18 protein-coding genes and 1 tRNA gene are annotated in these 21,029 nt (G+C 45.4%); 10 read left to right on the top strand and 9 right to left on the bottom strand.

Going from position 1 to position 21,029, the window contains the following annotated elements; all coding sequences use genetic code 11:
- Positions 1–28: 28 nt before the first annotated feature.
- Complete coding sequence (locus tag B5P39_RS14585) at positions 29–262, top strand: YdcH family protein (protein ID WP_088212034.1); 234 nt, start codon at positions 29–31, stop codon at positions 260–262.
- Here B5P39_RS14585 and B5P39_RS14580 read toward each other — a convergent pair.
- Together B5P39_RS14580 and B5P39_RS14575 are read right to left on the bottom strand one after the other, a co-directional pair.
- Positions 259–3,339: an efflux RND transporter permease subunit gene (locus B5P39_RS14580; RefSeq protein WP_088212033.1), complete on the bottom strand. Its 3,081-nt coding sequence runs from the start codon at positions 3,337–3,339 to the stop codon at positions 259–261. The two genes, B5P39_RS14585 and B5P39_RS14580, sit on opposite strands and share 4 nt — an antisense overlap.
- 2 nt (positions 3,340–3,341) lie before the next feature.
- Positions 3,342–4,463: an efflux RND transporter periplasmic adaptor subunit gene (locus tag B5P39_RS14575; protein ID WP_088212032.1), complete on the bottom strand. Its 1,122-nt coding sequence runs from the start codon at positions 4,461–4,463 to the stop codon at positions 3,342–3,344.
- Positions 4,464–4,600: 137 nt separating this feature from the next.
- Here B5P39_RS14575 and B5P39_RS14570 point away from each other — a divergent pair, with 137 nt between their 5' ends.
- Together B5P39_RS14570 and B5P39_RS14565 are read left to right on the top strand one after the other, a co-directional pair.
- A complete protein-coding gene (locus B5P39_RS14570; RefSeq protein ID WP_088212031.1) occupies positions 4,601–5,221 on the top strand; it encodes a TetR/AcrR family transcriptional regulator in 621 nt (206 codons plus the stop codon).
- A gap of 178 nt (positions 5,222–5,399) precedes the next feature.
- Complete coding sequence (locus B5P39_RS14565; RefSeq protein WP_254915794.1) at positions 5,400–6,281, top strand: DUF6268 family outer membrane beta-barrel protein; 882 nt, start codon at positions 5,400–5,402, stop codon at positions 6,279–6,281.
- On the opposite strand, the gene B5P39_RS14560 is transcribed toward B5P39_RS14565, so the two are convergent.
- Positions 6,282–6,842 carry a chalcone isomerase family protein gene (locus B5P39_RS14560; RefSeq protein WP_088212029.1) on the bottom strand — a complete coding sequence of 187 codons (561 nt, stop codon included), beginning with the start codon at positions 6,840–6,842 and terminating at the stop codon, positions 6,282–6,284. It lies immediately after the preceding gene.
- Positions 6,843–7,088: 246 nt separating this feature from the next.
- Positions 7,089–7,568 (bottom strand): DUF2947 domain-containing protein, encoded by a 480-nt coding sequence (locus B5P39_RS14555; RefSeq protein ID WP_088212028.1) that lies wholly within the window; start codon positions 7,566–7,568, stop codon positions 7,089–7,091.
- 503 nt (positions 7,569–8,071) lie between these two features.
- Between B5P39_RS14555 and pseB the strand changes: the two genes are divergently transcribed.
- The 7 genes from pseB to B5P39_RS14520 all read left to right on the top strand — a co-directional run bounded on the left by pseB (position 8,072) and on the right by B5P39_RS14520 (position 15,261).
- Positions 8,072–9,067 (top strand): UDP-N-acetylglucosamine 4,6-dehydratase (inverting), encoded by a 996-nt coding sequence (pseB, locus tag B5P39_RS14550; protein WP_088212027.1) that lies wholly within the window; start codon positions 8,072–8,074, stop codon positions 9,065–9,067.
- Positions 9,064–10,215: a UDP-4-amino-4,6-dideoxy-N-acetyl-beta-L-altrosamine transaminase gene (gene pseC, locus B5P39_RS14545; RefSeq protein WP_088212026.1), complete on the top strand. Its 1,152-nt coding sequence runs from the start codon at positions 9,064–9,066 to the stop codon at positions 10,213–10,215. Before pseB ends, pseC begins: the two co-directional genes overlap by 4 nt.
- A 291-nt stretch (positions 10,216–10,506) precedes the next feature.
- A complete protein-coding gene (pseF, locus tag B5P39_RS14540; protein ID WP_088212025.1) occupies positions 10,507–11,199 on the top strand; it encodes a pseudaminic acid cytidylyltransferase in 693 nt (230 codons plus the stop codon).
- A complete protein-coding gene (gene pseG / locus B5P39_RS14535; protein WP_088212024.1) occupies positions 11,196–12,716 on the top strand; it encodes a UDP-2,4-diacetamido-2,4,6-trideoxy-beta-L-altropyranose hydrolase in 1,521 nt (506 codons plus the stop codon). Before pseF ends, pseG begins: the two co-directional genes overlap by 4 nt.
- Before the next feature lie 7 nt (positions 12,717–12,723).
- The gene (gene pseI / locus B5P39_RS14530; protein WP_088212023.1) at positions 12,724–13,773 is read left to right on the top strand and encodes a pseudaminic acid synthase; all 1,050 of its coding nucleotides are present in this window, start codon (positions 12,724–12,726) and stop codon (positions 13,771–13,773) included.
- A gap of 25 nt (positions 13,774–13,798) precedes the next feature.
- Positions 13,799–14,431 carry a pseudaminic acid biosynthesis-associated methylase gene (locus B5P39_RS14525; protein WP_088212022.1) on the top strand — a complete coding sequence of 211 codons (633 nt, stop codon included), beginning with the start codon at positions 13,799–13,801 and terminating at the stop codon, positions 14,429–14,431.
- A 410-nt stretch (positions 14,432–14,841) separates the two neighbouring features.
- Positions 14,842–15,261, top strand: a complete 420-nt coding sequence (locus tag B5P39_RS14520; protein ID WP_088212021.1) for a transposase — start codon at positions 14,842–14,844, stop codon at positions 15,259–15,261.
- A 121-nt stretch (positions 15,262–15,382) separates the two neighbouring features.
- On the opposite strand, the gene B5P39_RS14515 is transcribed toward B5P39_RS14520, so the two are convergent.
- From B5P39_RS14515 to B5P39_RS14495, 5 genes are all read right to left on the bottom strand, one after another.
- On the bottom strand, positions 15,383–17,884 hold the full coding sequence (locus B5P39_RS14515) for a motility associated factor glycosyltransferase family protein (protein ID WP_088212020.1): 2,502 nt from the start codon (positions 17,882–17,884) through the stop codon (positions 15,383–15,385).
- A 55-nt stretch (positions 17,885–17,939) separates the two neighbouring features.
- Complete coding sequence (locus B5P39_RS14510; RefSeq protein ID WP_088212019.1) at positions 17,940–18,191, bottom strand: hypothetical protein; 252 nt, start codon at positions 18,189–18,191, stop codon at positions 17,940–17,942.
- Entirely contained in the window at positions 18,191–19,480 is a 1,290-nt protein-coding gene (locus B5P39_RS14505; RefSeq protein WP_088212018.1) for a motility associated factor glycosyltransferase family protein, read from the bottom strand. Before B5P39_RS14505 ends, B5P39_RS14510 begins: the two co-directional genes overlap by 1 nt.
- A gap of 48 nt (positions 19,481–19,528) precedes the next feature.
- A tRNA-Arg gene (locus B5P39_RS14500) sits at positions 19,529–19,604 on the bottom strand.
- 55 nt (positions 19,605–19,659) lie between these two features.
- Positions 19,660–20,826 (bottom strand): flagellar assembly protein FlgT, encoded by a 1,167-nt coding sequence (locus tag B5P39_RS14495; RefSeq protein WP_088212017.1) that lies wholly within the window; start codon positions 20,824–20,826, stop codon positions 19,660–19,662.
- Positions 20,827–21,029: the final 203 nt, after the last annotated feature.

The following is a 21,029-nucleotide window of genomic DNA, read 5'->3' as shown; positions in this document are numbered from 1 at the left end:
GTCGATACCAGAAACAAGGAGTGACACTATGCTTGGCGAGAATCACGCATTAATTTATGAATTTCCCGATTTTGTTGACCATATACAGCATCTCAAAACGACCAATACCACCTTTGCTACTATGGCGGAGCGCTACCATGAGCTGGACCATAAAATCCGCGCCCTAGAGTTAACCAAAGTGCCCACCGATGATGAGCACTTCGTGGCGTTAAAATTAGAGCGACTTCACCTAAAAGATAAGTTGTATCAATATCTCGTTTAGGATGCCGTCTGGGCTGGCAAGGCCGCTGTTTGTGCCTTGCGCCGTGTTTTCATCAGCAACAGATACATGGTTGGCACCCAAACGAGTGACAGCAGCGTCGTGAGTAAGGTGCCGCCGGCAATGGCGATGGCAAAGGGGGGCCAGAAGCCACCACCCGCAATAATAAGCGGAATAAAGCCGCCGACCGTGGTGATAGTGGTCGAGCTGATATGACGGCCGCAGCTGCTGACCGTGGTAATAATCACCTCTTTATCACCCGCACGGGCATTCTCGGTATCTTCCAGCTCGGCCAAGATCACAATCGCCGCGTTGATCGCAAGACCCATTAAGCCGAGTAGCGCGATGATGACTGGAAAGCCAAAGGGATAGCCAAACACATACACCGCAAGTAACCCAAGCCCCGCCGACTGTAATGCGCTCAGTAAAATAATTGCTGTGAGCCTAAAGGAGTTAAAGGACAAGACGACTGTTGCAAGCAGCAGGGTGACGACCAAAATCAGATTAGAGAGCAGATTGCCGACCGCCTCATTACGTTTAGCGCTTTCGCCGCCGATTTCGATTCGATAACCCGCAGGCAGTGAAATCGCTGCGATTTTATCTTTTACATCATTTAATACTTGAGCGGGCAAGACGCCGCTGACGATATAGGCTTCAATCGTATTGACGCGTTGGCCATTTCGCCGCGGGATCGCCCCTCGACTCACTTGTACCTCATTGTGGGACAGCGCAGATAAAGGCACGGCTGTGCCAGAGGGGGTCACTAGCTGAATTTCAGAGAGGCGGCTGGCTTGTTCACGACTGGTGTCACCCAAACGCACACGGATCGGCAGCGATTCTGTCTGTTCGAGCACACTGCCGCCAATAACACCCGTCGTGGCCATTTGCACTTGTCGGGCGATATCCGTCAGGGTTAAACCACTGATCAAACTCGCATCTTCATTCACCTGCAACCACACTTTAGGGGCGCCAGCGCTCAACGTTGCGCGGGTATGAAGTACATCGGGCGTGGCGGCTAAGATATTGCGCACTTCATCACCGAGTGAGCGTAAGGTTTCAAGGTTAGGGCCAAAAATCATTAACTCGACCGGCGCATTAAAGGGCGGGCCTTGCTCGAGTTTACGCACTAACACCTGCGCTTCGGGAAATGCCTTATCTAAGGTTTGCTGTAACTCAGGAATAAGCGCATTGGCGCGCTCAAAGTCACTGGCTTTCACCATGGCCTGAGCATAGTTGGTGGCTCCCTGTTGGCGCTGAGTCAAGTTGTAATAAAACGAAGGGGTATTGCCACCCACAACCCAATCGACTTGGGTGATACCCTCGATTTGATGCAACTGCTTATCCATCAACTGCACTTGGTTTAAGGTATTTTCGAGGCTGACATGGGGGGCGAGATACAGTTCAATTTGGAACATATCCCGATCCGACGGCGGGAAAAACTGCTCAGTCATTTTGCCTGAAGCATAAAAACCTAGCAGGGGAATTATCCCGATAAGCGTTGCGCTTAGCAGTGGTCGATTTAGCGCAAACCTTAGGCTTGCTTGAAAGTAACCACTCACTAAAGGCACATTGATGCCATGTTGATACCAGACAGGATGTTTACCTTCGAGGCTAAAGCGTCCTGCAAGACCGGCGATCAAAGTATGGGAAATCACATAAGACCCCAGCAGGGCAAACATTACTGACATGGCGATGCCACCGACAAATTCTCCTGCGGCGCCCGGCATCAGTACGATAGGGGCGAAGGCTAAAATGGTGGTAATGGTTGATCCGGCCAAGGGCAACCAGAGGTGATGTAAGGTCTCAGTTACCGCGCTTAAGCGACTCATCCCCTGTTGGCGGCGCTGGGCGATGGCATCGACGATCACAATGGCATTGTCCACCATGATCCCCAGGGCAACGACTAAACCTGTGACCGACATTTGATGAATGGGTAGGCCGATATACTTCATACAGGCCAAGGTGAAGAGGGCGGTCAGGGGGAGCGACAGGGCTACGATAATCGCGTTTCTTAAGCCCAAGGTCAGCAGTAGGACCGCCAGAATAATCACAAACCCTTGCAATAGGTTGACGATTAATCCGCCGAGGCGTTCGCTGGTGTAGCTGTTTTGCTCAAATAGCCATTGCACTTTGATATTGGCCGGCAGCTCCTGATTGAACTCATCGACCAGCTGTTTGACTTGCCCCTGCCAGATATCGACGCGGGTATTGTTGAGCATGCGTGCAGCAACAAACACGCCCTGCTCACCATCGACAAGGGCGATGCTGTCAGCGGGGGTCTTAGGTTGGCGGCTGATGTGGGCGATATCCCCTAAACGAATAATTTGCCCCTGCGCATCCACCTTGAGTGGCACTTGGCGAATACGGCTTTGGGAATCGAGCTCACCCGAGACTTCGACGAGGGCACGAAAGTGATTGTTATTGATCTCGCCCGCGGCAATTTTACTGTCGGCGCTGCTTAAGATTTTCGCTATGGTTCCCGGCGTTAATTGCAACTGGCTCATCTTATAGCCATCGAGTTGGACCAAGATTTCCTCCTCGGGCGCGCCGTAGAGTTTAACGAAATCGGTGCCGGATAAGAGTCTGAGCCTGCTTTGTAATTCCTTGGCGTAGCGGTTGAGCATATCCACTCGAGGTTGACTGCTATCGTTCCACACTAGGCTTAAAATAGCGGTGTAGGCGTAGCCGACTTGATCGTCTAAGGTAGGTGTTTGTATACCATCGGGGAGGGTGTTTCTGGCATCGGCTAATAGATCCCGCGCTCTGGACCAGACGGGATCTGTGTCAGTGACAGTATCTTTAAGCTCTAACTGGATCACCGAAATACCGGGTCTTGAGGTGGATTGAATAAGCTTAATTTCCTCAAGGCGACGTAATTGATTCTCTAATACTTCGGTGACAAGCGCCTCGACCCGCTCGGCGGAGGCGCCGGGATAAGGGGTGATGACAGACGCAAATCGGTTGGTGATATGCGGATCTTCTGTGCGTGGCAAACTGGACATAGCGCCAAATCCCGCGACCAGGAGTAGGGCTATTACTAGGCTGACTAAGCGACCATTTTCGACGAAGGCTTTAATCATGATTACCTCGTCGACGCGATGGAAGAAACGGCTTGGCCCACCACTAACTTATGCAAGCCTTGAGTCACATACTGTTCGTCGGCCTTAATGGCGCCTTGGATGTAGGCCATATCTTGAGTGGTGTAGAGGATATCGACATCGCGACGCTCTATCTGAGTTGAAGCGCTATCGGTTGTTGATTGTGAAGGCGCCGTGGTTACATAGATATTCCAGCGACCACGGATCCCATCGATAAGTGCCGATACTGGCACCCAATAGCCCGCTTGCTCGACGGTTTGTTGTTGATGTAAATAGGCGATTTCACCGTTGATCACATTGGCATGCGCAGGCAGGCTGATCCGTAGCTGCAGGGTGCGACTAATGGGGTTGACTTCGGCGCTGATCCCAGCAATCTTGGCGGTAAATTGCTGATTATGGACGCTCACAGTCACATTCTGCCCATTGACGAATTGCTGGGCGACCGCGACTGGGACACCGATATAGGCTTCGGTATTCACACTGCCGACTAAGGTAAACACTGGGCTGCCTGCGGCGACCACTTCCCCTAGATTGTGTTGCCGCTGGCTGATGATGCCATCGAAGGGCGCGAGTAGTTGTGATTTATCGCGTTTAAGTTGGTTGGCCTGCTGCGAGGCCAATAACCGTTTTTTGGCGGCTTCGAGACTCGCCAGTTGCGTGCGGTTCTCGTCGAGCAACTGCTCAGAAACATAACCCGATTTTTTAAGCTCAAGATTGCGGTTGAGGGTGCTGGTGGCAAGGTCAACATCGGCTTGGGTTTGCGCCAGACTGGCTTGGATCTCCTGATGCTCGGCATCGAGCAAGCGGGTATCGAGCTTGGCCAATACTTGCCCTTGCGTCACCTTAGCGCCGCTATCGACAGTTAACTCACTGAGCTTACCCGATAATTCGAAGCCGACGCCCGTGGTATTGCCCGCGCGGATCGTGCCAGTGAATACTTGCTCACTCTGATAGCTAGCCGACAAGCGCAATGACGCCGTCGTTACGGTTTGCAATTGCGTGGCATTGCTATGCTCTGTCACTTCCTTTTGACAGGCCGTTAAGGTGGTGACGGCAATCACGCAAACGTAAAATGCACGCCAAGAACGTCGGGCAGCTCGATCCATTTGAATCCTTCCGTTGTAAGCTTAAGGTTAAGTTTATGTAACTAGACTTGCTAGTCTAGTTGCGCAGAACTGGACTGTCTAGTCTATTTTATGCTTAACTAATACGAATTAATTATGTTACTACCTTGAGTGAAGATATGACTCTGTCCTCCGATATCCCGATGAGCCGCAGTGAACAAAAGAAACAGCAAGTGCTGGTGGCGGCCATTGACTTGTTTTGCCGCCAGGGATTTCCCCATACCAGCATGGATGAAGTGGCGAAACAGGCGGGCGTGTCCAAACAAACGGTATACTCCCACTACGGCAGTAAAGATGATTTGTTTGTGGCGGCGATTGAATCCAAGTGCGTTGGCCATAATCTAAATGCCGACTTACTCAGCGATCCAAGTCAACCCGAAGCGATCCTCACCGAATTTGCGCTGCAATTTGGTGAGATGATTGTTAGCCCTGAGGCGATTACCGTATTTAAAGCCTGTGTGGCGCAATCGGAGAGCCACCCTGAAGTGTCGCGATTGTTTTTTGAGGCGGGGCCACAGCATATGCTTGCGATGTTGACAAAGTATTTAGTGGCGGTTGAAGCGCTTGGCGTGTATCGCTTTCCGCAGCCGCATCATTGTGCGGTTCGTTTATGTTTAATGCTGTTTGGTGAATTGAAACTCAGGTTAGAGTTGGGGCTAGAAACCGAGAGTTTATTGGGAGAACGTGAGCAGTATATTCGGGGTTGTGCCGAGATGTTTTTGAAAGCCTACCGAGTGTAACGGCGTTAAGCAGTTAGTATCAGTTTGTATCTTCTTCGAAAAGAGTGAACTTTTGGTTTAAATCGAGCGTATTATTCGCGACAAATTACTCACAGTAACGCAAGGAGCAGGCGTGACTACATCACTTGATTCTCGAGTCAGCATAAAACCCGGTTTAGTTTGCATGGGATTGGGGCTGATGGCTTTTTTAAGCAACTCCGTATCCGCGGCTGAGGCGCGCCAACAAGCGCAATATAAACCGTTCAAGCTGAGCGTATCGCAGATTAGTACCCAGAGTGCGTCGGTCGCCAATGGCGATACAGAATTGCAGCGGGACAGCTTATTGCTCAACGCCAGCGTCAATATTCCCTTGGACAAACAGTGGTCTATTGGCATGCGTGTCGGTTACGATAGGCTTGATTACGATTGGCGCAATATCCGTTTAACGGGGGCGAATAACGCCGCTGGCCTGTTTAGTGATGCGGGTGAAACCTGGGAAAATATCGACCGTTATCGCGCGGGCCTATCCCTTAGCTATCGGATGGATAAGCATTGGTCCTTTATGTTGTCGCCACAACTTCAATATGCCTATGCCGATACCGCATCGGCGAGCCATGCGCAGAGTTATGGTGTGGTTGCGTCGGCCATGTATGCCTTCGAGTCGGGCAATATGCTCGGTTTTGGCGTTGCGTATTTAAACGATATTGATGAAGTACGCACTATGCCTTATCTGGCGGTGAGTTGGCAGATTAATGATCGTTGGCGGTTAGCGAACCCATCCCAAGCGGGATTTAGTGGCCCTGCGGGTTTGGAGCTGAGTTATCAAATGAGCCCGGCATGGAATGTTGGCTTTGGTCATTCACGTCGCACCGAGCGATTTTTAGTCGCCGATAAAGATACCGTAGTAGAGACTAACGAGTGGGTGAGTTATTTGCGTGCTGGTTGGCAAGCTACGCCGGCCATTGCGCTGAATCTTTACGCGGGTTACTACTTCAATGGCGAATTAGAAGTCACCGATCAAACGGCGCTCGACATTGATAACCAAGGCGCTGCCGCCTTGGATCTCGAGTTCCGATTTTAATTACTGGCCCAGCATGGCCTCTTTGAGGCTCTTCTGGGCAGGTTTTTCCCCTAGCCAAATTTTGAGTAAGGCTTGGCGGAACATTTCCCCTTCAATCGTGGCTTGTTCTTGACCATTTTTATAGGCGGTAACGCCACGGCTCTTGTTGGCGACTAAGGTAAATTGGTCACCTTGTTTAGTTTCGTCCTTAAATAGCGCCATAAACGCATCAATTTGTGGCTGAATATCAGTCGTATTATCGGCGGTTGCGTGCTCAAAACCTTCGGTTATCGCATCACGCATTTTCTCGGACGTAATCATTCCAGACGTAATATTAAGGCGAATCGCCGCAACCGGGGCATTGATCACCTCGGTCATGGTTTTGCTCGGGGTGGGGACATACAGGCTACCCACATACAAATCCATAAAGAACTTGCTGCGAACACCAACGCCATTCAATTGTAGCGCCTGAGCGTTGAGCGTGATGCTGTCGGCAACTTGGACACCAGAGACTTCTTTTGCTTGGGTGAATAGCGGGAAAAGCAAAGCGGTAGATAGTGTCAGGGTTGAGAGTAACTTCATCATACACCTCATGTTTTTTAGTTATGGTCGTTGAGCGTATCCATGGGATTGACGGCTCAAACGAAGATTAATCTGTTGATTGCCAAGCGATACTAATCGAAACCAAAGAGGAGCGATAGCCTGATCTGTGACAAGCTATCGCTAAAGAGGTAAATCAAGTTGGACGGCTTTCTTTTGATGGACACCCTAAGAAAGCAAAAAGTCGGAATGATTGGTTCGACCCATTCGACTTATTGGCAGGCGGGATTAGCCTCGAACGCCTAATTTATATTGGCCGTTTTGCTCAAACATCACTGCTTGTTTCTGTTTAGGGGAGATCAGGATTGGGCCATCATCAAAAAACAGAAAGCACTTCCAATTGCGAACAAAGACATCCCAACGGGTCTCAATCACTTGATATTTTTCGTAGCAAAAATAGATCTGAGTATCATCTGGCCACTGGATAAACTCGGCCAACATCTCGGGTAGACTGTTATCCTCACTGTCCCACGCACTCTGCCAATGATCCGTTTTGACCCATGCGTTGGCTTTAGCGGCCCAATCCCCTTTAGTAAACTGCTCAGCGCGGCTACTTTTATTGCTAATCCACTGATTCCAAACCAACATGGCGCTTTTATCCGTCAGCGGCAGAATGCCAGTCTTGTCTTCATCGCTCACAGGCAAGTCTTTGTGGTTAAAAATCCACTTACGGCGATATTCATCGAGAGAAATATAACTATTGGACAAACAAAATCTCCAAACCGGAAGTTGCTTTGATAAGGCATTATAGTTTGATTGCCTTTGTAGGCAAAACATATGTAATATGCTTTGTCAGTAATTTGAACTATTGCCTTTTCACTTGCTCTACTAAAGCTTCAACAGTTGAAAAAATTTCTAGTACGATATTACCGATTGTGAGCACGTCGACTTATGTATAGCATATCAAATCTATGTATAGTCCGAAATGCTCTTAAGTTATAGCTTGTGGCTTCTATTACTAGGAAAGATTCACTTTCCTTATAGGTTTTCGATACCAAACTGTCATTATTATGAGTCGTTTGGTTATTCTGTTGCCCATTGACTACACAATAATAATTATTGTTATGAGAAAATAAGTTCATCATTCCCCTGTCTGTCACTAATCTGTGTAGTGTAGACATTTTCGATGACCAAATTATGCTACTATAATGTTATGAATTAATGTAACATTTCGTTTGTCAATGATTATTGGCCGTTGTAAGGGAGTTTATATGTTTAATGATAAGACTATTTTGATAACAGGTGGCACAGGATCCTTCGGTCATAAATATGTCAAAACGCTCCTAGATGAGTATCGACCTAAGCGGCTTATTATATTTTCGCGGGACGAGCTCAAGCAATTCGAAATGCAGCAACGCTTCAATGCCCCCTGCATGCGTTATTTTCTTGGTGATGTACGTGATGTTGACCGCCTTATGCAGGCTTTTCGCGATGTCGATTTTGTCATTCATGCCGCCGCCATCAAACAGGTTCCCGCAGCTGAATATAACCCCATGGAATGCATCAAAACCAATATCCATGGTGCGGAAAATGTGATTAAGGCGGCCATAGCCAACAATGTTGAAAAGGTGATAGCGCTGTCTACAGATAAAGCGGCGAATCCTATCAATCTGTACGGGGCAACCAAACTGGCGTCCGATAAGCTGTTCACTGCTGCCAATAACATAGTGGGTGGTGGACGAACCCGCTTCGCGGCTGTGCGCTATGGCAATGTTGTCGGTTCACGGGGTTCTGTGGTGCCTTTCTTCAAAGGCCTGGTTGCCCAAGGCGCGACATCTTTGCCAATTACACATCCGGATATGACCCGCTTCTGGATCACCCTGCAGGACGGGGTCAATTTTGTGCTAAAAAATTTCGCCAGAATGCAGGGCGGGGAAATCTTCATTCCCAAGATCCCTTCTATCAGAGTCGTTGATCTGGCAACCGCCTATGGCCCGGATTTGAAACAAGAGATTGTGGGGATCAGACCTGGGGAAAAGATGCACGAAATTATGTGTCCAAGTGATGATTCTCACCACACCCTGGAGTTTGATGATCATTTCGTGATCACCCCCAGCATACAGTTTTTCAGTGGCAACAATGACTACAGTCAAAACCGGTTGGGTGAGAAGGGCACATTGGTGAAGGCCGGGTATGAATATAACTCAGGTACCAACACCCATTTTCTGTCGCCAAGTGAAATTCTCAGTATGGACGCCAAGGCATGATTTTATATGGCAGACAGGACATTTCCTCACAGGACATAGCAGCCGTTGTTGAGGTTCTCAATTCTGATTACCTGACTCAAGGGCCCTGTGTACCCGCTTTTGAAAAGGCAATTTGTGAATTGACTCATGCGGACCATGCCGTGGCGGTGAACAGCGCCACCTCGGCGCTGCATATTGCCTGTCTGGCCCTAGGGGTGGGGGCCGGGGATCTGGTGTGGACCTCGCCCATTACCTTTGTTGCATCGGCCAACTGCGCATTGTATTGCGGCGCTGTGGTGGATTTTGTTGATGTGGAGTCAAGCACAGGCAACATGAGCCCCGCGGCACTCAAGGCCAAACTGGAAACGGCAAAGGCCCGGGGACGATTGCCCAAGGTCATTATTCCCGTGCACCTGGCCGGGCATAGTTGCGATATGAAAACAATCGGCGCGCTTGCCAGACAGTATGGTGTGAGCCTGGTTGAGGATGCCTCCCACTGCGTTGGGGGGAGTCATGACGGGGATAAGATAGGTGCATGTCGCTATTCGAATATCACGGTATTCAGTTTTCATCCTGTCAAGATAATTACCACGGCCGAAGGGGGCGTGGCGACGACCAAAGATGCCCGGTTAGCGGAGAAAATGGCCCTTTTTCGCAGTCATGGCATCACTAAAGCGGTCGAGAAACTGCAGCGGTCCGATGAGGGGCCCTGGTACTATGAACAACAGGAGTTGGGCTTTAACTACCGGATGACGGAATTGCAGGCTGCCCTGGGGCTGAGTCAGTTGGAGCGTTTGCAGACCTTTGTTGAAATCCGCAACAGGCTGGCGGAGCAATACCAGCGTGCGTTGGCTGATTCTGTAGTAACGACTGTCGATCCCTTGGCCGGCAGCCTGAGTGCCTATCATCTGCAAATAGTTCGGCTCCCCGATCCCGCAAAGCGCCGTGCCGTCTTTGAGAAGATGCAAGCCGATGGCATTCAGGTGCATGTACATTATTTTCCGGTGCACCTGCAGCCCTATTATCAGGGCCTAGGATTCGCCAAAGGTCATTTCCCAAATGCGGAGCGGTTTTACAGTGAAATCATGACCTTGCCTCTGCATCCCGGAGTCTCGCAAGAACAGGTTGAGTTTATTGTCCAGCGCTTATTGGTCCATGTGTTGGCCTGACTGGAAGATGTCGGGGCTTTGAGGATCTCAAGCGGCCAGGCCCCGGCAGGGCGTGGCAAATAGCAATAGCCAAATGGTGATGGCTTTGTTCTTGTCCCGTGGCCTGGGTAACAGTACGCCAAATATAAATATCTGGTTGTTTAATCGTCGGCCTATTCAGCCGACTCAAGTGCCGGGATCAGGAAGAATACTTGTTTCGAACGGACCATAGTCTCAAACGATAACAGTAACTTGGGGATATTGAATGGTTTCACTATGAAAATACCCTGAGTCACTATCAGGAGCTAAACAGTGAAAGTTGCGATTATTCCTGCAAGGGGGGGCAGTAAACGTATTCCCCGTAAAAATATCAGGTTGTTCCACGGTAAGCCCATCATTGCCTATTCTATTGAGGCTGCCCTTGCATCCGCTTGCTTTGACAAGGTTATAGTGTCTACCGACGATGAGGCCATTGCCGAAATCGCAAGGCAATATGGGGCAGAGGTGCCTTTTATCAGGCCACAACATATCGCCGATGATCACGCAACTACCCTCGACGTCATTCAGCATGCCATTGACTGGTGTGAACAGCAGAGTTGGAACCTGAGTTACGTTTGCTGCCTGTATGCAACGGCTCCTTTTATTCAACTGAGTGATCTGCAAATGGGGCTGGCCCGGGTACAACAACCCGGTGTCGAGTACGTTTTCAGCGCAACCAGTTTCCCCTTCCCGATCCAAAGAGCGATAAAATTATCCAATTCGGGTGAGGTGAGCATGTTTTTTCCCGAATTTGAGCAGAGGCGATCGCAGGATTTGGAGGAAGCCTATCATGATGCGGGACAGTTTTACTGGGGCCGGGCCGAAGCCTTTAAACAGCAACTCGCCATATTTGCTCCGCATTCCAGGGTGGTTATGCTGCCGCGAATCCAGGTTCAGGACATAGACACCCATGAAGACTGGGAATGTGCTGAAGCCTTATATGCTGTGTTAAAGGGACGGCCATGAATATCCTGATTAGAGCCGACGCATCCGTTCTGATTGGCAGCGGCCATATCATGCGTTGTCTGGTGTTGGCGCAGGCATTGATGAAGCAAGGTCATGAGGTCAGCTTCGCCTGCCGTCGCCAACCGGGAGATCTGGTTGAACTTATCCAAAAACGCGGGTTCAGGGTTATGGCCTTGATTGCCCCCGGGCAGGCGCCTTCCCTTGGTTCAACCCTGGATTATTCGTCCTGGTTGGGTGTCCCATGGCAGCAGGACGCGGAAAGCCTGGTCACCCAGGCTGGAAAGATAGAGCTGCTGATAGTCGATCATTACGGTATCAATATCGAATGGGAGAGATGGGTTAAAGGTGCACTGGGGTGTAAGTTATTCGTCATAGACGATTTGGTGCGATCGCACGCTGCCGACCTGCTGTTGGACCAAACTTTATTGCGTGAGAAACAAGCCTATGTATCCCTTGGCGTCGCCAAACGGGTACTTGTTGGCAGCGACTACGCCTTGCTGGCAGAGCACTTTCCTGCGGCAAGAGAAGCTATGTTAAGTAAACCAGCCACCCTGAACCGTCCCAGAGTACTGCTGTTTATGGGGGCGATGGACTTGCCGAATGTCACACTCAGGGTGATAGAGGCCTTTGCCCTAAGTGGCGCCGACAAACGTCCATTGTTGACTGTGTTACTGGGCAAACATGCGCGCCATTATCAGCAGGTGCGCGAGGCATGCATACGGGCTGGTGGCTGGGTGAACCACATTGAGCATGTCGACAACATGGCCGAACTTATGTGTCAACATGATCTGGCCATAGGTGCTGCCGGCACTACAGCCCTGGAGAGAGCCTGCGTGGGTTTGCCGAGCATCATTATTCCCCTGGCGGATAACCAGAAAGACATCTGTCAGAACCTCGTTGCGACAAACGCGGTCATCAGTCTTGAAATTGACAAGATTGAAGCTGAGTTGATTGTAAAGTATGAACTTCTGCTTGCAGATTACCGTGACTTCAGAAACAGAAATTTCGCTCTGTGTGATGGACTGGGGACCAGAAGAGTGATGCTGGAACTGAATCATTTGCTTAACGATACGTCCTCGTCATTGACCCTGCGCAAGGCGACGGTTGCCGATATAAAACAAGTTTATGGATGGCAGATCCATCCAAGCACCCGCCAATACGCCAACAATCCCCAAAGCCCCGGTTGGCAAGAGCATCAGACCTGGATGCGAAAACAACTGGCCAATCCGGAACACTTTTTTTATTTCATAGTCAATTGTGAAAGCCACAGTGATCTGGGCGTGGTGCGATTGGACAGGGTTGCCCGGGCTGAATATGTCATTTCGATTTTTATTGATCCCTCCCAATATGGAAAGAAAATTGCGGGCAAGGCATTAGCCCTGATAGACACCCTGCATGGGGATGTGACAATTATTGCCAAGGTTTTGAAAGAGAATGTGGTTTCACAGAGATTGTTTTCCTCGGCAAACTACAGGCAAGTCTCTGACGACACCTTCATTCGCGAGCCCTTAAAGTGAGGTTGGAATGAAATCCGAAATTTGTATCGACGGCCGTCTTATCGGTGCGTCCCATGCACCCTATGTGATTGCCGAATTGTCTGCCAATCATAATGGCAAAATAGAAAACGCAATTGAGATCCTGATCCAGGCAAAGCGTGCCGGCGCAGACGCGGTCAAATTACAGACCTATACGCCTGACACCATCACACTTGATTCCGAAGACGATGCTTTCATGGTGCACGGTGGGCTCTGGGATGGTCAGTCGCTCTATCAGTTGTATAAAAGTGCCTACATGCCATGGGAATGGCATAAACCCTTATTTGACAAGGCCAAAGAGCTGGGCATCACCATATTTAGTTCACCGTTTGACTTCAGCGCTGTTGAATTGCTCGAGTCCCTGAATGCGCCTGCCTATAAAATTGCCTCGTTTGAGCTGGTGGATCTGCCCTTGATAAAGCGCGTTGCGCAGGCCGGCAAGCCCATGATCATGTCCACCGGCATGGCAAATGAGGCCGAAATTCAAGAGGCAATTGCGACAGCCAAAAACAACGGTTGTAAGGAATTGGTTATTCTGCACTGTGTCAGCGGCTATCCGGCCCCGGCAGCAGAATATAACCTGCGGACCATTCCGGACATGGCCCGACGATTTGATGTGTTAACCGGCCTTTCGGATCACACCATAGATAACGCGACGGCGGTAGCCGCGGTGGCGCTGGGCGCCTGCGTGATAGAAAAGCATGTCACTCTGGATCGCAACGGCGGTGGACCGGATGACAGCTTTTCATTGGAGCCCCAAGAGCTGGCGGCACTGTGCCGTGATGCGAAAACCGCGTGGTCGGCGCTCGGCCAGGTCAACTACCAAAAGACCACGACGGAGCTGGGTAATGTGAAGTTTCGCCGCTCCTTGTATGTGGTGAAAGACATAGCCAAAGGTGAGCTGTTGAGCGCCGACAATATCCGAAGCATTCGCCCGGGTTTTGGCTTGGCACCCAAGCATTATGAAGCCGTGCTTGGAAGAAAGGCTAAGCATGACCTTGCAAAAGGAACGGCCTTAAGTTTTGAGTTAATAGAATAAGCATATCATTTGCGGGGAATTAAAGGTGACTTACAAGACTGAACATGAAAGATTTTGGGCAGGGGAATTTGGTGATGAATACCTGAAACGCAACCAAGGGGCCAGGGCGGTTGCCGCCAACATCGCTTTCTTTGCCAAGGTATTGCAACGGACGCAAAACATCGGAAGCTTTATCGAGTTTGGGGCCAATATAGGTTTGAATATTGCCGCTTTCGACTCAATCATGCCGCAGGTAAAAATGTCAGCAATTGAGATCAATGAGAAGGCGGTTGCACAGCTTAAGCAGTTCCAGGATCTCACCGTATATCATTCGTCGATACTGGATTTCGTACCTGAAACTCGTTATGACTTCGTGCTGATAAAAGGGGTACTGATCCATATCAACCCCGATGAGTTGCAGGGGGTATATGACAAGCTGTACAACAGTAGCCAACGTTATATTTGCATCGCCGAATACTACAACCCAGCACCGGTGGAAGTGTCCTATCGTGGACACAGTGGCAAGTTGTTCAAGCGGGATTTCGCTGGCGAGATGCTGGACAAGTACCCCGACTTACAATTGGTGGATTATGGCTTCATGTATCACAGGGACAATAATTTTCCTCAAGATGATATTAATTGGTTCCTAATTGAAAAGGGGGGTAGAAAGATTGGATAATAGTAAGTTACTACCAATTTTTCTTACAAAACGTTGTTTCCTTAGAGGGTAACCGAGTATAATAGGCTTATTATAGATATTAAAAAGTTCTATAATGTTTAAATGTTTATTGTCTTTAAATGGGTACCATTTCGCATTATTGTTATACTTTTTCTCCGTTAGGAAACATAGTCCTTATAAAATTTAGATTTTAAATTTTGTCTTTTTTCAATTGTCAATATCGATGTTGATATTTAAATTCAATATAAAGTGTCTAAGATTTTATTTCCAAAAAGTATGACTGAATAGTTTAACGGTTATTTATTGGTATCCCAAAACCACCGCCTCTGGCGGTGGTGATTGTCCGGCTATAGCCTGAATAACGTCCATGTTAAAAGAGATTTTATTATTAACCACAAATAAGAGAAAACATGGGCGATAACAGACGTTCATCTGATGTTTACTGGCGTTGTAAATATCATCTCGTTTGGACGCCTAAGAACAGATTCAACATTCTAAAAGGTAAACTTGTAAAAGAGCTATACAGGTTGATTTATATTCTATGCAATATGAAACGTTGTGAGCTCTTAGAATTAAATTATCCAGATAGATCGCGTGCATCTAGTTGTGATAATATTCAAAAAGTTGTAAGTATCCACATTAATGGGGTATTGAAGGGCGGAGTTTTTAACGAATTCCCTCATGTTCGCAAAAAAATATGGGGAAATATCTTTTGCGCGAGGGCTTATTTTGTTGATACGGTAGGTGTAAATGAGGAAATCATAGACGCTATGTTTGCCATCAAGATAAGCAAGATCCAGAGCATGAGGCTCAATTGTCGCTACCGATGAAGTTGCTGAAAGGAAATAGCCCTTTGATGGCTGCTTAATCTCTACTTTTAACTACGGTTAAAAATCGGAGGATTACCCTTTCAGAGGAAAATCAAAGTTGACTTCTAAGAAAGTGGATTCTTTACTTCAATAAATGGGTATTAATTTTTTCAATAAACTCAATAGCAATTATATTTTTGGGATCCGCTATTAAAGCTTGTGAAAAAGCAAACCTAGCTGATTCTATTTGTTCTAAATCTAACATGAAAGTGCCAAGCTTTAACCAAATTGGTACATCTGAAGGATACTCCTCTAAATAATCTAAATACACATTTAAAGACTCTTTTAGTCTTCCTTCAACCTGTAATAGATGAGCATATTGCGGCATAAATTCTTTTGAGATTTTTAGTGTTTCAACTAGATATCTCTCAGCGATAGGTAAGTTTGAGTTTTTAAGTGCAAGCTTTATAGTGAGCTTAAGCTCATATTCTGTACATTGATTGATAGGGATTTCTAAAATTTTATTTAATGCTAAGTTGAATTTATTTTCCAGCTCTAAAGCTTTAGCTTCTATATAAGTGGATAATTTTCTTATTTCTTTATTTTTGTTTTTAACAGGATTTAAGCATGATAATAAATAATATAGACCTGAGATGTCCTTGTTTTCAATAAAATATGATGCCTTTCTGAATATGCTTTCAAGTTTATTAGAATTTTTTATTTTGTTCTCATAATTTAAATTTTTTTTATTGACTTGGTTTTTGTAATCGTTTTTTAGTAATTCTATTAATTTCATCTCACTCTTGGTAAGTTTGATTTCTTTATTAGAGACATTCTTTAACCATATAAGAACCCGACCAGGTTGATTGTCATTTTTCCATTGTGGAAAGAGCCTGGATAATTCAGCCCCCTCAGATTCAATCATTCTAGATTTAAGCCTTTCCAAAGAGTCAGATGACAATTTAATTAATGCGTTAATCGATTCTTTTAATGCTGAGAAATAAATTCTATGCATTGAGTTCACTGTATTCTGATCCCAGTCATCACTATCCTGTAATGATAAGGATTTTGAGATTTCATATAATCCATAGTTTTTTGCTAAACTAATCAGTTCTGGGAATTTAAATTGAATATTTTTTTCGATTTTACTTATTTCTCTTGAATGAAGCATGAGTTCTTTGTGGGAGATTTCAGTGCGGTCCATTTTTTTTACTAATTCTATAGCGCTATTGATCTTTTCAAGTAATGTGGAGAGCTTATTTAATGAATTTTGCACATTATTTATTGTTTTTGAAATAACATCCATCCGGTTTTCAGATAGATGTATATTGCTTATGATATTGGAAATATTATTTGTATCTTTAAGGATAATGTTTTCTATTGGGCAGTATCGTACGCCGTTTATTTTTGCAGCGTTTATAGATAAATTTACAAAATCGACATCATTATATAATGCAACCTCACTCTGAAGCGCATCAAGTGCATATAGAAGCTGTATTGGAGTTTCAGCTTTCAAGCCCCCATTTGTCTCGACCCATTCACCAATTTGACCCAGATTGGGACCAAGGTTTGCTTCAAGAGTTCCTTTTACATGCGTATATCCAGATTGCGAATAGCAAAAATCAACGCCAGATAATAATATCTGCGTGCATCCCATTTCTAATGCAATTCTAATCGAACTATTGCTCACGGTTGGGCCAATTGTTGGAATATTACCCTCTTCTTCCCATGGGTACTTATTGCCCAAATACATACATTTACCTTGCCATTGGTTAACAATTCTTGGGCAAGCGTGATAAGAAAAAATCAAGATGAATTTATCAAAATGTTTCATTAATTCACTATTAACATCAAAGCTAATATCTTGAGGGTCAACAGTGATTACAAAATCAGGTATAATATCATTTAAAATTAGTTTATCAGCAATGCGTGATACTGCTAAAATTACCAAGTTAGCTCTATTTATCTTAATCCAGTCAATATGTTCATCCATTGACGGACCACCACCAATAATTATTGCCGTTCTATTTGGGAGGATTGATTTCAAGATTTTTGCAGGGTGTATCATTTCACTAATATTTTCAAATTGAGCCTTTGTAAATATTTGTTGTGAAAAACTTATTTGATGTTCACTGATTATTGATTCTATTATTTTCTTTACTTTATTATAAAGGTGTGTGTAATTTTCTATATGTTCATGAGATACTGCGATAGAAGGGTGTAGAGTACATTTGTTTTTTAAGAAATAAATGTCAAAACTATCTTTCTTGAAATACTTAATAAAGTTATTTTCATTGCAAATGGTGATTGTTTTTTTATATTTATTAGGTATTTCTATTGATAGGATATTTAATACTTCATGAAGTTCTATGAAAATAAATTTACTTCCCTTTGGTATCGATTTTTCCATTATGTATTTAATAAGTAATCCGGAGTCAGAGCCGATAATGATATTTAGGTTATCATTAATCTCAAATTCTTCTTTAAATTTTTTGTTATATAAAGTTCTTGAGTCAATAACTTCAAAGCTCTTACGGTTAACGCTGGCTAAATAATATTCTCCAAATCTACTGGTGGTTAATTTAGGTGATATGATAAGGTCGCTATTTTTAGTGTCAGTATTTTTTTCTTTGTTTAAAATCATATTTTCACCTTAAGTTTAAATAAATTTACTGAATTTAGTTCTTAAATGTAAAAAGTTATTTTATTAACATAGACAACTCGTACTCAATGTCATCCGCAAGACTTAGCCAATCATGCCTTTCCATTGCAGTAAGCATAGAATATTGTAAAATTTCAAATTCTTCTTTCATCATATAAAATTGTTTTTTTTCTATTTCATCGATGCAAAGCTTAAAATGATCTAAACCTTCAGCCTCTCTAGCAAGACGGAACTGATGAGCGGTGAAAATCAATAGCTGGATTAATTCAGTTTTTTCTTGATTATCCATCAGGAACACTCCTTGAAATGAGTGCCTTGGATATATGCACCATCTAAACTAGATTGATAGAATTTAACACTAGGCTTAGTTTTTATATAACTTTCTAAACTGCGTAAGTATCCTCTGAAATTTAGGTCTGTTGGTACACGTTTTCCATAGCCATTAATGACCCAATGCTTAGCATTTTTCGAAGTCGGTCCGAGTTGCCCATCTTCCCAGTATGCATGTGTCTTGTTGTTGGGGTAGCTGAAATCACAACCAAAAAGTGTAATGTCACGAATATCTAAAGACACTGCAAGATCTATAGCAGGATGAATAACACTTCCATTAGTATATAATCTAATTTTGGGGTTTTTAAAGTTAAAATTGTCATAAATACCTCCCTTAGAGTAAGCATTAAATCTTGGACCTGGCCATGAACGAATAACACTTGGAGATGTTGTAGGAAAATAAACTAATTTAATGTTATCTGGGATGTAAGTTGGAAAATGCTCATTGGTTATATTCTTATCTATACTAATTACAATATCGGGGAATATATTTTGACTTTCTAATGCTTTAAATGCTGTGTCAACTGATATTATTAATGGTTTTTCGCTTTCATTTTTTAACTGCCATTTCTTTAGGTAATTGTATTTTTTTTCAAGAGATGGACCAGATCCTATTATAAATGCTGATTTTTTATTGTATTTTGACTTTAGAAGTTCAGCGCTAGGATCTGTTCTTAAAAATATACTATTTTCTTCAAAGCGAATCTGTAACTTGGGGTAGTCTATTTGATGTTTTTTATTCGAAAATTCGATGCACTTTTCGAAAATTAATAAATCGCGTAATGTTGCATTTTCATCACTGACAAGTGAGAGATCAGGTGTAATCGCGATATTTGGAAAATTAACTGTTTGGCTAAGGTTTTCGAGCAATTCTACTTGTGGATGACTCAGCCATTCACTCTGATCTGTGTAGCTAATCAGTAGTGCAAAGACAGCAAGATTGAGAATGCATACATTGATTGTTTGATATTGCGGATTATCGATTAATAAACTTGGAACATCACCCATACCTACACCGTAGACAGTTACTTGGGTCGCATCGAGGGGCAGTGTACTGATAAAGAGTTGGGCCTCAGCAATACGATCGTGACGGCTACTTAATTGGATGCCATTTACACTTATGGTTTGATTGCGTCCAGTAACTAGGAAGGCATCCAGGTGTTCTATCGATTGACTTTGTAGGGCTGCAGCCACAATTGGCCAGCGTTTAGTAATGATACTCAAATTAGTGGCAAATAGTTCAGTCATCCGTTTCCTCGGAAGCTTTGGTCAATTGATATCACCGACATCACTATCTGGTCTCTCCACAGGGACTCGAACCCCGATCGGCCGCTTAGGAGGCGGCTGCTCTATCCTGTTGAGCTATGAAGAGACGCCTGTGATTATACTGGTTTTATCTTTGATTAAAAGGCTTATGATTTAGTTGCTTAAATCTTAAGCGCGATGTCGTTTATCTGTACATTGTAAGCCGCATTTTGGTCAACGAGGACTGCCGTTGCACTTTCTTCGCTGACTTGTTCAATTTTTACCGTTGCTCGGCTCTTGGTGGCGACGGCACGCATTTCGTTGAGTCTATCGGGTAAGTTTTGTTGTAACACGACCTGGAATTTATCGCCAACTCGAATGCCGTGTTTGCGACCTAAGTTGAGGATAATCCTGTCACCTTGACGGCTGACGACTTGCCCTAGCAGTGGCCTGCAATTGAGCGTGTTGTCTATATCTCGAGTTGCTTCTTGCATGATTTGGCTGATATTTCTGCCATAGGATGAACGCCAAAATCGGTCGCTATTAGGGGCTATGATGGCCTGTTCTTCAAACTCCCACGGGGCAGAGGTACTGTAGGTTTTGCTCCACACTTCCTCACCGCTAATGCCGTGATAGAGACTGAGTTTAAATTGAAATTGTCTGAGTGGCGCTTCATCCCACCATCCCATAAAGGTAGATTGCACAGGCTCAGTCGATATATCGATGATTTGTGGCAATAAAATATATTGGCTATCGGTGATTTCACTTAACCAACTGGGGAGTCGATAGCCGCGGATATCGACAAGTTCCTGTGCGATATCAAGCCGTTCTTTGGCATGGATATGGCTAAAACCAGTGGATGAGTAGCCATCGATGCTATTACCCAGTTTCTCGGAGATGACTTCTTCAAATCCAGAGAGTTGTCCGTAGCGTAACTGTGCACGGTCTTTTATTTGCGCTTGGGGGATTAAGATGGCGGCTTTTAACTGCCCAGCAGGGCATTGCTGGGTGGGGTCATCATTAAGATCGAGCCTGAGGGAAACATAAATTTTGCTGCCTTCAATACGCTCGCTCACTAATTGGATGCTAATCGCCTGGGCATAACGATTAATCGCAAAGCTGTTTTGCGTCAGATTGCCGTTAGTCGTTTGCTGCTCACTGCTGATTTGGATACCCGTACTGAGCGTGGCATAACTCACTGCTTGATTGATGGCTTCTTCACGCGCTTGGGCGATGTTGCCATTAGTGATCACCGCTTCGCCGCTGGCCTCGACCCATTCGGCGTTTGCCTGTGCAGCAAATAGCAGTAGGCTGCTGATTATGAGCAAGTTCTTTCTTAGTATGTTCATCAATAAGCCCTTAACTAAATTTGCTGGGATGAGTCAGTTTACTGGCAGTGCTTTATGGCTCTAAGCAAATTTTATGCCTGATTTATCGAGGTATAGGGATAAAGTTATCAATGGATTTGTCGATAATCTGGGGAGTTCATTAAGCGCAATATTTTGACTTGGTCTAATACTTGCTTGCTTTATGGCAAAGATTGCGGCTCCCA

The organism is Shewanella sp. Shew256 (assembly GCF_002196695.1).
GTDB classification, from domain to species: domain Bacteria; phylum Pseudomonadota; class Gammaproteobacteria; order Enterobacterales; family Shewanellaceae; genus Shewanella; species Shewanella mangrovisoli.
This window is presented reverse-complemented; position numbering and strand designations above follow the sequence as displayed.